This window comes from Flavobacterium beibuense F44-8 (assembly GCF_000769915.1).
GTDB lineage: Bacteria > Bacteroidota > Bacteroidia > Flavobacteriales > Flavobacteriaceae > Flavobacterium > Flavobacterium beibuense.
The window spans coordinates 46,366-58,470 of record NZ_JRLV01000005.1 but is presented as its reverse complement, the minus strand read 5'-3'; the positions used below and the strand labels follow the sequence as shown (position 1 = coordinate 58,470).

12 protein-coding genes are annotated in these 12,105 nt (G+C 38.7%); 5 read left to right on the top strand and 7 right to left on the bottom strand.

Annotated elements, in window-relative coordinates; all coding sequences use genetic code 11:
- Nucleotides 1-10 precede the first annotated feature (10 nt).
- The 5 genes from Q763_RS05250 to Q763_RS05230 form a co-directional block, all read right to left on the bottom strand.
- A complete protein-coding gene (locus Q763_RS05250; protein WP_232297500.1) occupies nt 11-1,453 on the bottom strand; it encodes a sodium:solute symporter family protein in 1,443 nt (480 codons plus the stop codon).
- Between the two features lie 336 nt (nt 1,454-1,789).
- Nucleotides 1,790-2,698: a DUF481 domain-containing protein gene (locus tag Q763_RS05245; protein ID WP_035132224.1), complete on the bottom strand. Its 909-nt coding sequence runs from the start codon at nt 2,696-2,698 to the stop codon at nt 1,790-1,792.
- A 343-nt stretch (nt 2,699-3,041) separates the two neighbouring features.
- Nucleotides 3,042-3,518, bottom strand: a complete 477-nt coding sequence (locus tag Q763_RS05240) for a DoxX family protein (protein ID WP_035131924.1) — start codon at nt 3,516-3,518, stop codon at nt 3,042-3,044.
- A 65-nt stretch (nt 3,519-3,583) separates the two neighbouring features.
- Nucleotides 3,584-4,165 carry a Crp/Fnr family transcriptional regulator gene (locus Q763_RS05235; RefSeq protein ID WP_035131923.1) on the bottom strand — a complete coding sequence of 194 codons (582 nt, stop codon included), beginning with the start codon at nt 4,163-4,165 and terminating at the stop codon, nt 3,584-3,586.
- 30 nt (nt 4,166-4,195) lie between these two features.
- Nucleotides 4,196-4,636: a hypothetical protein gene (locus tag Q763_RS05230; RefSeq protein ID WP_035131922.1), complete on the bottom strand. Its 441-nt coding sequence runs from the start codon at nt 4,634-4,636 to the stop codon at nt 4,196-4,198.
- Nucleotides 4,637-4,757: 121 nt separating this feature from the next.
- On the opposite strand from Q763_RS05230, the gene Q763_RS05225 reads away from it, so the two are divergent.
- The gene (locus Q763_RS05225; RefSeq protein ID WP_035131921.1) at nt 4,758-5,330 is read left to right on the top strand and encodes a pentapeptide repeat-containing protein; all 573 of its coding nucleotides are present in this window, start codon (nt 4,758-4,760) and stop codon (nt 5,328-5,330) included.
- A gap of 117 nt (nt 5,331-5,447) precedes the next feature.
- Here Q763_RS05225 and Q763_RS05220 read toward each other — a convergent pair whose 3' ends face one another.
- On the bottom strand, nt 5,448-5,882 hold the full coding sequence (locus tag Q763_RS05220; protein WP_035131920.1) for a hypothetical protein: 435 nt from the start codon (nt 5,880-5,882) through the stop codon (nt 5,448-5,450).
- 196 nt (nt 5,883-6,078) lie between these two features.
- Complete coding sequence (glyA, locus tag Q763_RS05215; RefSeq protein ID WP_035131919.1) at nt 6,079-7,353, bottom strand: serine hydroxymethyltransferase; 1,275 nt, start codon at nt 7,351-7,353, stop codon at nt 6,079-6,081.
- A gap of 112 nt (nt 7,354-7,465) precedes the next feature.
- Between glyA and fahA the strand changes: the two genes are divergently transcribed.
- The 4 genes from fahA (at nt 7,466) to argC (ending at nt 12,075) form a co-directional block, all read left to right on the top strand.
- Entirely contained in the window at nt 7,466-8,752 is a 1,287-nt protein-coding gene (gene fahA, locus Q763_RS05210; protein ID WP_035131918.1) for a fumarylacetoacetase, read from the top strand.
- 536 nt (nt 8,753-9,288) lie between these two features.
- Nucleotides 9,289-9,912, top strand: a complete 624-nt coding sequence (locus Q763_RS05205) for a GNAT family N-acetyltransferase (protein ID WP_035131916.1) — start codon at nt 9,289-9,291, stop codon at nt 9,910-9,912.
- Entirely contained in the window at nt 9,912-11,105 is a 1,194-nt protein-coding gene (locus Q763_RS05200; protein ID WP_035131915.1) for an argininosuccinate synthase, read from the top strand. The genes Q763_RS05205 and Q763_RS05200 overlap by 1 nt, the downstream gene beginning before the upstream one ends.
- Nucleotides 11,098-12,075 (top strand): N-acetyl-gamma-glutamyl-phosphate reductase, encoded by a 978-nt coding sequence (argC, locus tag Q763_RS05195; protein ID WP_035131914.1) that lies wholly within the window; start codon nt 11,098-11,100, stop codon nt 12,073-12,075. The genes Q763_RS05200 and argC overlap by 8 nt, the downstream gene beginning before the upstream one ends.
- Nucleotides 12,076-12,105: the final 30 nt, after the last annotated feature.

Sequence of the window (12,105 nt, the reverse complement as noted above, 5' to 3'; positions counted from 1 at the left end):
TCTATTTATACTATGCTACAACACCTTTTGGTTTGTCGGTATACTGTATCAGTACAAATGATATGAATGAAGCGGCGATACCAAAAAAGTTGGCATCAAGCCCCAATGGCAGTTTTACCTGAGTAATAATAAGAATAAGCGTTGTAAGTCCGCCTACAACCATAGCCACAACAGCCGCCCTTGCCGAAGGCTTTTTGAGTATTAGCGTACCCAAAACAGGCACTAATAATCCTGATACCATAAATGCATACGAGTACAGCATTAGTTCCAGTACGTTTTGCATATTAGTTGCCAGTATAATGGCTAATGCCCCTATTATTAAAGTGATAATTTGTGAGTATTTTATATGTCCGAACTTTCTGGTACCTTTAAAGTATTCTAAAATATCGGTAGTGAAATTACCCGAAGCTGCCATCAAACAACTGTCGGCTGTAGACATAATAGCCGAGAAGTAAGCCGAAAGCATAAGCCCCATTAATCCTACCGGTAGTATTGTTCTTAAAAACAGTGGTAGTCCCAGTTCGGCATCCAGTTGTGTACCGGGCGCATAGCCTATAGCGGCAAACATTCCCTGTTCATAACCTACTCTTGCAAACAAACCTAAGGCTATTCCCATAAACGCCATTATAGGCCATTCAAACAATCCGGCAATAAACCATGCTTTTTTAGCTGTTTTTACATCCCTACAGGCAAAAATACGCTGGTACAATGTCATCCCTACAAACCATATAGGTACTATGGTAATAAGCCAGTTAAAAAACTGAACAAATGAAAGGTTGGACAACGACATAAACTCTGCTGGAACGGTTTTACTAATAGCTTCCCATCCGCCTATATAAGCATACCCTACCGGAATACCAATAAATATGAGTCCGCCCATCAATATTATCCATTGTATGGTATCGGTATAAATTACAGCCTTAATACCTCCTATTGCCGTGTAAACCACAGCAATTACTCCCATTATAAGCACTGCCATATTAATAGATACCGAAGGGAATGTGGCTTCAACTAATTTAGCACCAGCCAGTATTTGCGAACTGGTAAAGCCCACATAACCTATAAGTGAAATAAACCCGGCTATAAGAGCTACTTTACCATTATAATGATGTGCCAGTGACTGAGGAAATGTAAGAAATTTGTTTTCCCTTGCTACCGGATATATTTTAGGAATTAACAATACTGCGCTTAACCATGCTCCCAAAAGTCCTGTAAAAAGCATCCAGCTACCCGATAGTCCCATCATGAAACCAAGACCACCCAAACCTATGGAGAAGCCTCCGCCTACATCAGTCGCTACTACCGAAAGGCCTATATGCCCAGCCGACATGTTTCTGCCCCCTACATAATAATCATCTTTAGATTTATTACGTCCCATAAAATAGAAGCCAACACCCAGCATTACTATCAGGTAAACTATAAATATTATTAAATCAACAATATGTATTTCCATTATTTAAAAAAGTTTTAGCGTATTTATACATGGGATATACACATATCCCATTATTAATTTTAATTATTTATGCTAATAGCCTTTTTTGTAATAAGCCCCAATTACCATACAGATACTAAAATTTGGTAATACAGATAAGGGCTGAAAGGCATGAAGAATGCGATATGCAATTCTAAAAAGCGATTGAATATCAGCAAATATAATAATTTAGGCTCGCCTAAAAAAATTACCCCCTTACACTAATGTCGTTAAGCTCTCTTACAGTTTGTTTTAAAACAGGTTACAAAAAAACAATCCCCTGCTTATAGGCAGGGGATTTTTAAAAAACTAACTTAGTTATAGTTCCCAGCCAAATGTAGCCTGGAGAACATAATCTTCTTTACTGGCACCTTCCGGTGGCCTTCTGTCGTAATTATATGTAAACCCGAATTTAATAAAAAACTCAAGAGGCAAATCGTATTTAAGGTCGAGTTTTATATCGCTCCTAACCCTGTGTTTTTCTGTTAAGCTGGGATAAACCACTGCGTTGGTTAACAGGCTGAAATCTTTAATATCAAACATATTAAGTTCAATACCTCCAAATGCCTCGGCACTGTTCCTGTCAGCATTCAGTATTGGTTCATATCTTTCATTATTCCATGCTCCGCCTATTACCCCACCAAAGTACAGTTTATTGGTATGTACAAAATACTTACCAAAACCAAGCTTAGTAGTTACCCTCATGTCCAGCTGCTGCTCATCATTTTGAAGCAGTTCTCCTGATAGGTTTAGAAAATAGTCGTGTTTTAAAAACACCCTCAGCCCAAGGCTGGCATCGGTACGGCTAATGTCATTACTATTATCCTGCTTTGTTTTAATGGCGTTATAACTTCCCTGCAAGCTCCAGTAGTTTGCAGTATACCCTAAGGTACTCCTCATAGTAAACTGCTTAAAATTGTCACGCTGTGTTAGGTTTACACCCAAAGATAACGAGGCATCAAGCCTGGAGATAAACCCCTGCTTGATAGATTTTACATACACAATATCGTGCACTGATGTATAAATGTATTTCTTTTCGGTTACATCATATAATACTACCCTGCCTCCGTTTATGGAATCGGTTTGCAGCATACTGTTTAACCTGTCTCCGTTCCTAAGGGTTATAAGGAAAGTTTGTTCACTGCTTAGTTTTTTAATATCAAGCCATTTGACATTAAAATCACTGTCACTGTAGTCTGTTTCAATAATCAGGACGCCTTTGTCCATCTCTTTAATCTCTCCGATAAGCCTATCCTTATTCTTAAGGATAATGGTATCGTTTTTCTGGGCGCGAGCATTAAAACAACAGCATAAGCATACTACCCAAAAAAGGGTTGTATGAAAACGTGGGGTTAAATTGCTAAGCCAATTTTTTGTGTGGGTCATCAGCTTAAATTATGTGGGACAAAAATTAATTTATTCTCTACATAATAGCTTTAGCATTTAATTTTCAGAAATAAGTGGGGACCTGATTTCTTATTCTTAAATATAGAAAATAATCCTTCATTTAACACATAAAGGACTACTTTTAACAAAAAATTAGACTGACTTTTTAGGAAAAAACTGATTTTTAAAACAATAGCTTATTATTTTTTTCCTCTCTTACAGAAGATATATAGATCCACACAATTAAAAACACCTGTAACGGAATCCTAAACCACAAATAGCCTACCCCTTTACCTGTATAATTTGCCTGCATAAGGTTCACATTATGCAAAGCCGCATAAATATTAGCCGGAAGTACGAGAACGAAAAACAGTATTATAATAACTCCTGTAGTTTTTCTATAAACAGGGAACAACAAAAGTATACCAAATATAATCTCTGCTATGCCTGTTATGTATACCAAAGCCTCTCTATAGGGTATAACACCGGGCAACATCATTGCCATCCCTTCTGTAAACAAAAAATGCCCTACACCGGTAAAGCATAGCATACAACACATGGCAAGATTACCGTTAAAACGCCATTTAAAATCTTTCTGGGTAAGCTTACTTATCACTATACCTACAATAAAAACCGTAAAAAGTACTATTAACACATCCATATAACTGTCCGTTTTTTGATTAATACAAAATTGGGACTGTTAGAGATGATAAAAAATGATGTATGTTAGTTTCGTGCGTATTGCTTTCTTATCCGGCTTAGGCTTTCGGGTTGTATTCCCAGGTAGGAAGAAAGGTGCTTTACGGAGATTGCTGCTACTAATTCAGGATTTCTTTCCAATAGTCTTACATAGCGCTCTTCGGCAGTAAGGGAAAGTAACTCCATTTCCTTTTTCAGCCTGTGAGCATACTGCATTTCTGCCATTTTCCTTCCCACTGTAGCGCCGTGGTAAGAATTTTGGTAAAACACCTCTAAATCTCTGTAAGGTATAGCTATTACTTTGGCGTCTTCTAAAAACTCAATAGTAACCACACTTGGTGTGCCTGTTATAAGCGAATAAAAAGCCGTAACAAATTCACCCGAAAAATGAAAAGCCACGGTAAACTCCTTCCCTTCTTTTAAAAAGTAGTTTCGGGTTGCCCCGCTTTCTAAAAAGTAAATATAGTGTTCGTACTCGCCTTCCTTTATTAAGGCATCACCCTTTCGAAAAGTTTTGTAGGTCAATATTTGTACAAACATATCCCATTCGGCATCCGGTAAACGATGCAGACTAAAAACGGTTTGCTGTATTTTTTTAAGTGAATCCATATTTCCCGGTTAGGGAAACTAAGATACAATTTATCTTACTTTGTAAGCATTCATTACATTAACCTCATAACTGTTCTTATCTAAAAACAATTGCAGTGTAGAACCATCGGGAGAGAACCACGCCAGGTTAACTCTCGTTTTCCCTTTCATTATCAGTTCATTTAAGTCATTAGAACTCTTATTTGCTGTTCCTTCTGCCCCTACACTTTTGTAAATATCCGGTCTGCCAATCTCAAGGTTGTTCTCAATAAGCATACGCTGTACTAAACCTATTGCCTGGTCAAGTCCCTGTTCGGTTTGTTCAAATTTCATGGTCGCATCAAAGGTATTCCCTATCCTCAACCATTGATTATAATCTGCTTTAGCAGATGAATAATTTCCTTTTACACTAAGCCCACTGGCACCAAAGGTTTGAGCCTGCATAGTTAATGCTCCTAATAAAAAAACGAATGTTACTACAATCTTTTTCATGTTTTTTGTTTTAGTTATTTATTAGTTTCCACTAAGTTAGCCATTCTATAAATCATTTTGTTTTAATAAAATCACAAAATAAGGCACGCTAATGGTTAACTTGCACCTCTAATACAAAAACATGTCTGCAAACTATATACTCGACACACAAATAAATAATACAGTATTCGGCCCTGACGATATTATGTACAAGGATTACGAACGTTGTATTTTTACCAACTGCGATTTCTCACAATGCAATTACCTTGGGGTAGCATTTACCGACTGCGAATTTGTAAACTGTAACTTTACCGAAGCAAAAATCAACTATGTATCGTTTAGGGATGTGATGTTTACCGGCTGTAACTTTACAGGAGTGAATTTTGCCATGGTAGACAGCCTCCTGTTTAAATTTGAGTTTAAAGAATGTATACTGGACTATACCAAATTTTATACGCTAAAAATGAGGGGGACTGTATTTACAGGATGCCAGATTATAGCAGCCGACTTTATGAATGCCGATATTACCGACGTAATATTTGATAATTGTAACCTCCATAAGAGCGTTTTTTTAGATACTATTGCCAATAAAGTAGATTTTTCTACCAGTTACAACTACACTATAGACCCCGAAAAGAATAAACTTAAAAAGGCAATATTTTCAGAGTCAGGACTTAAGGGACTACTTACCAAACACGAAATAATAATTAGATAAAATAAAGCAGTTTTTTGTAGTGTTAATCAAATTTTAGCAATACATTTGCCGCTCATTGCTGGTCATGTTATGGGCCAACAATTTAAAGACCCAGGGGCTTCCACCCACGGGTCTTTTTTATTTATAGGCATTCAAAACATTAACCTCATAATTGCAGGCACCAAGTAAAAGCTGCAGTACCGATCCGTCGTCAAGTACCCAACCCTCATTGATACGGGAATTTCCCGCCTGTACCGAATAGTGTATTTTATCCGGATTCTTACGGTCAAGATCCTTTCCTTCAAAACTGTTAAAAATATCTGGGTTTTCAACAAAGTGCCCGTTTTCGTTGAGCATTTTGTTCACCATCTCTAATGCTTTGGCTATCCCTTCGGGTGTCTGGTTAAAGCGCATTGTAATATTTGCTGTGGTTCCCTGCCGTAACCAAACATCATAAATAAGCATGTTAATATCATAAGTACCGTCTATCTTTAGTTCAGACCTGCCAAAACTCTGGGCACTGGCAGCAGCTATTGTAAAGAGTAGTAATAAAAGTGTGTAATATTTCCTCATAACTTACTGGTTTTGATGAATATTAAGTTTTTCCATTATAAACTTAAGAAGTTTTTATACAGGAAAGTATTGCAAAACATTTTATTTAGGTAAGCCCAATGTAAAATTTGAAATTTATCGATAAAGTGCATTTATATAAAAAACAAAATCCCTCCTGATTAGGAGGGATTTTTATATATACTGTATAGTGTGTTGACTAGTAAACAAAAATAGGTCTTTCACCCATCATACCGTTTACCTCATCAGCAACTTCTTCAATAACTTCTTCATTAGTAAAGTTAGTGATAACCTTATCAATAAGAGCAACAACAGTTTCCATATCCGCTTCAACTAAACCACGTGTAGTGATTGCAGCTGTACCCACACGGATACCTGATGTTACAAACGGAGACTTATCGTCAAACGGAACCATGTTCTTGTTAACAGTGATTTCAGCTTTAACTAAAGCATTCTCTGCTTCTTTACCTGTAATATTTTTGTTTCTAAGGTCAATAAGCATCATGTGGTTATCTGTACCTCCGGAGATAATGTCGTATCCTCTCTTAACAAAAGCTTCGGCCATAGCCTGAGCATTTTTCTGTACCTGTAGTGTATAACGGAAGAACTCATCACTTAAAGCCTCACCAAAAGCAACAGCTTTAGCAGCGATAATATGCTCTAACGGTCCACCTTGGTTACCAGGGAATACAGCAGCATCAAGTAAAGAAGACATCATTCTTACTTCTCCTTTAGGAGTTTTAATACCCCATGGGTTTTCAAAATCTTTACCCATTAATATCATACCACCTCTTGGTCCTCTAAGAGTTTTATGAGTTGTTGTAGTAACAACATGACAGTGAGGTATTGGGTCACTTAACAAACCTTTGGCAATAAGTCCTGCAGGGTGAGAAATATCGGCAAGAAGTAAAGCACCTACGCTATCGGCAATTTCCCTAAAGCGTTTAAAATCCATATCACGAGAGTAGGCAGAAGCACCTGCAATAATCATTTTAGGCTGTTCCTGTGTAGCTATCTCTTGTATTTTGTCGTAGTTAAGTCTTCCGGTTTCTTTCTCTACACCATAAAATACAGGTTGGTATAACCTACCCGAAAAGTTTACAGGAGAACCGTGAGTTAGGTGACCACCGTGCGAAAGGTCAAAACCTAATATTTTATCACCCGGTTTAAGGCAAGCGTGGAATACAGAAGCATTAGCCTGAGATCCCGAGTGTGGCTGTACGTTTGCATACTCAGCACCAAACAAGGTTTTCGCCCTGTCTATGGCAATTTGCTCGATAACATCTACTACCTCACATCCGCCATAATATCTCCTTCCCGGATAACCTTCGGCATATTTATTAGTAAGTACAGAACCCGCTGCTTCCATTACCTGGTCGCTCACAAAGTTTTCTGATGCAATAAGTTCCAGTCCGTTAATCTGCCTGTCTTGTTCTTCAAGGATCAGGTCGAAAATTTGTTCGTCGCGTAGCATTTTATATTTTTTCGTTAATTTGCCGTCAAAAATACAAAAAATCGTTTGTCAAAACGATATAGCAAAGTATATTTGATAATTGAATAACAAAATCATACACAAACAAAGTAATATGACATTAACAGCAAACGACCCTTCCAGAAAATCGTGGCTTAATGTACCCGAAAACAGCGATTTCCCTATACAGAATATTCCTTTTGGCGTTTTTATCACTAAAGACGACGTGATTACCATAGGAACTAGAATAGGAGACTACGCAATAGACTTAGGTGCACTGCAACAGTTAAACTATTTTGAAGGCATTGAGCTTACAGATGATATGTTCATGCAGGATACTCTTAACGACTTCATATCAGACGGTAAAAAAACATGGCGTTTGGTAAGAAACCGTATTGCGGATATTTTCGACATTAACAACCCTAAACTAAGGGACAACGAAAAACAAAAAGAGATCGTAATATTTGACATCAAGGATGTGGAAATGCAGCTTCCGGTACTTATTGGTGATTACACTGATTTTTACTCTAGTCGCGAGCATGCTACAAACGTAGGTAAAATGTTCCGTGACCCGGATAACGCCCTTTTACCAAACTGGCTTCACATTCCGGTAGGTTACCACGGCAGAAGTTCTACCATTGTACCATCGGGCATACCAGTACACCGTCCTAAAGGGCAAACACTTCCTCCGGGAGAAACCCAGCCGGTATTCGGTCCTTCAAAAAGAGTTGACTTTGAGCTTGAAATGGCTTTTATCACTACCGATGCCAACATAATGGGTGAACCAATCCCTGTAAACGAAACAGAAGACCATATATTTGGTATGGTACTGTTTAACGACTGGAGCGCACGTGATATTCAAAAATGGGAATATGTGCCACTAGGCCCGTTCCTTGCTAAAAACTTTGCATCATCTATGTCTCCATGGATTGTAACACTGGATGCGCTGGAGCCATTCCGTACGGCAGGACCGGAGCAAAATGATCCTAAGCCATTAGAGTACCTTCAGCAAACAGGAGAGCACGCGTTTGATATTAAGTTACAGGTAGGGTTAGCTCCTGAAAACGGAGAGGAAACCATTATATGTAACTCTAACTTTAAGTACATGTACTGGAGTATGTCTCAGCAACTGGCTCACCATACTGTAAACGGTTGTCGTGTTAACTCGGGCGACTTAATGGGTAGTGGTACTATTTCCGGACCAACACCAGACAGTTTCGGTTCTATGCTGGAGCTTACATGGGGCGGACAAAATCCGCTTAAATTAAACAACGGAGAAGAACGTAAATTTATTGAAGACGGAGATACCGTAATTATGCGAGGTTACTGTCAAAACGATGAGGTTAGAATCGGTTTTGGTGAGGTAAGCAGCAAATTATTGCCGCCTTTCAGCAAAAAATAATACTTTAAGCCCCTCAAATGAGGGGCTTTTTTATACTACTCCCCTACTTTTTTGACTTAAAAAAATTAATATTTAAAAATTTTAACCTCAAAAAAATTTAAAATATTAAATCAAAATCCAATTTTGCCTTTTTTTAGTTAAAAATACAGACTTACATAAAATTTAACAGGCATCGTTTAATTTAAATTATAAATTTGCAACGATGAATAAAAATAGATTTAATACTAAACTCCCTAAAAATCAAACAGCTATCCGGGTTAACTACCGGGTTGTGCGGTTGGTATAATTATACCTGCCACATACTGGGTGTACTTTATTTAGTATTAATTTTATTTTAACGGAATTGAAAACACTATCTGTTTTTTTAAGGTCTGTAGTAAAAGGCCATTCTTTTATATCTAATCCTAATTCTTTAGAGAATCGACGACGATTCAGACCGTAAGGTCTACAATATCACTATGGTCCGATCCGTCCGGCACCGTTTTACCCTGTTTATTTTATTGATCATATATTAATTTATTTCTATTAGTACTGAAATGAATGTATCTATTGTAATAGCTCACGAAGAGCACTACAAATTTGCAGAAGAAATTTGTGAGACCATCAACGCTTCTGCCGTACAAAGAGGTACGGGTATTGCCCGAAGAACCCCTGAGTATGTTATGAAGAAAATGGAGAACCGCGATGCAGTGGTAGCAACCGTAAACGGAAAGTTTGCAGGCTTTTGCTATATAGAGAGCTGGTCTCACGGCAAGTTTGTGGCAAACTCAGGTCTTATAGTGCATCCTGATTATAGGGCACTGGGGCTTGCAAAAAAAATAAAGGAAAAAGTATTTAAATACTCTCAGGAAAAATATCCGGGAGCAAAAATATTTGGTATCACCACAGGGCTGGCCGTTATGAAAATCAATTCTGATTTAGGCTACAAGCCGGTGCCTTTTAGCGAACTTACAGACGATCCAAGCTTTTGGAACGGATGCCGTGGCTGTTCAAACTTCGATATACTGGAGCGCAAAGAGTACAAAATGTGCCTTTGTACCGGTATGCTGTATGACCCTGCCAAAAAGAAAACAGAAGAAAAATACACGTTTAACAAAAAAGTGCTGCTAAGGCTTAAAAATATAAAGCTGGCACTTTTCCTTAAAAAAGAAAAAGTATAATGAAAAAAGTAGTTTTAGCTTACAGCGGCGGTCTTGACACCTCTTACTGCCTTAAGTACCTAAAAAACGAACTGGGGTATGAAGTGCATACCATACTTATAAACACAGGCGGTTTTACTCCTGAAGAATTAAACGGTATAGAAACAAGGGCATACGAACTGGGGAGTTCCCATCACGTAAACCTAGACATTATTGATAAATATTATGAAAAAGCAATTAAGTACCTTGTATTTGGTAACGTACTTAAAAACAACACCTATCCGCTTTCTGTAAGTGCCGAAAGGGTTTTTCAGGCACTGGAAACGGTTAAATATGCAAAAAGCGTAGGTGCCGAAGCCATTGCTCACGGCAGTACGGGTGCTGGTAACGACCAGATCCGTTTTGATATGGTATTCCAAACCATAGCTCCGGAAATGACTATCATTACCCCTATACGTGACCTTAAACTTACACGTCAGGAAGAAGTGGCTTACCTGCAGGAAAACGGTGTGGAATACAGCTGGGAAAAAGCACAGTACTCCATTAACAAAGGGATATGGGGCACCAGCGTAGGCGGTAAGGAAACCCTAACCTCATCACAACCGTTACCGGAAGAAGCCTACCCTTCTCCATTAACAAAAACGCAACCTGAAAAAGTTGTACTTCACTTTGAAAAAGGCGAACTTACAGGTATCAATAACGAGTTTGATAAGCCTTCGGTTAATATCCAGAAGCTTGAAGCACTGGCATCTGCCTTTGCCATAGGCAGGGATATACATGTGGGCGACACCATTATAGGTATTAAAGGACGTGTGGGCTTTGAAGCGGCTGCTCCGCTTATCATCATTAAAGCACACCACCTTTTAGAGAAACATGTACTGGGCAAATGGCAACTATACTGGAAAGAGCAACTGGGCAACTGGTACGGAATGCTTTTCCATGAAGGGCAATACCTAGACCCGGTGATGAGAAATGTGGAAGTGTTTTTAGAGGACACTCAAAAAACGGTAACAGGTACTGTAAGGGTAAGCCTTAAACCTTATCACTTTACGCTGGACGGAATTGAGTCGGCTCACGATTTGATGAATACCAAGTTTGGGCAGTATGGTGAGGTGAACAATGCCTGGACATCTAACGATGCCAAAGGCTTTATTAAGATATTAGGCAACGCACAAAATATTTATGCACAGGTAAACGGAGAAAGCTATGATTAACATTGGTATTATAGGCGGATCAGGCTACACAGCAGGCGAATTGTTACGACTGCTAGCAAACCATCCGCAGGCAAATATTGATTTTGTTTACAGCACTACAAACGCGGGCAGTCCGGTAGCAAGTGTGCACCAGGACCTGTATGGCGATCTTGAACTTAACTTTACCAATACGGTTAACCCTGATGTTGATGTGGTTTTCCTATGCCTGGGACATGGTAAGTCAATCGCTTTTCTGGAAGCCAATGCGTTTTTAGAAAACACAAGGATAATAGATTTAGGGAACGATTTCCGTTTAGAGAAAGATACTGTTTTTAATGGTAAAAACTTTGTTTACGGGCTTCCTGAACTGAATAAGAACCAGATTAAACAGGCACAGTACATTGCTAATCCGGGGTGTTTTGCCACAGCAATACAGTTGGGCTTATTACCACTGGCAGCAAACGGACTGCTAAACAATGCGGTACACATTAATGCTACTACAGGTAGTACAGGTGCAGGAGTTCAGCCATCGGCTACTTCACACCATCCTTGGCGTATAGGTAATATGTCTCACTATAAGGCTTTTGAGCATCAGCACATGGGCGAAATCATACAAAGTCTTGGGCAGTTGCAAAACGGTTTTAATCAGGAGGTATTATTTATTCCAAACCGTGGTGATTTTACCCGCGGGATATTTGCAACTCTTTATACCAAAGTAAGCAAAAGCTTTGATGAGGTTACAGCTATGTATAAAGACTATTACAGTAATCAACCTTTTGTTAGGGTAACTACCGATAGTATCCACCTGAAACTGGCAGTACAAACCAACAAGTGTTTTATAAGCCTGGAGCAAAAAGGCGATTACCTTTTAATCACATCGGTAATAGACAACCTTGTAAAAGGCGCTTCGGGACAGGCAATACAAAACATGAACCTTATGTTCGGGCTGGACGAAACCACCGGACTACAGCTTAAGGCTACCGGTTTTTAATAATTTCCTGCAAGGTTTTAAAAACCTTGT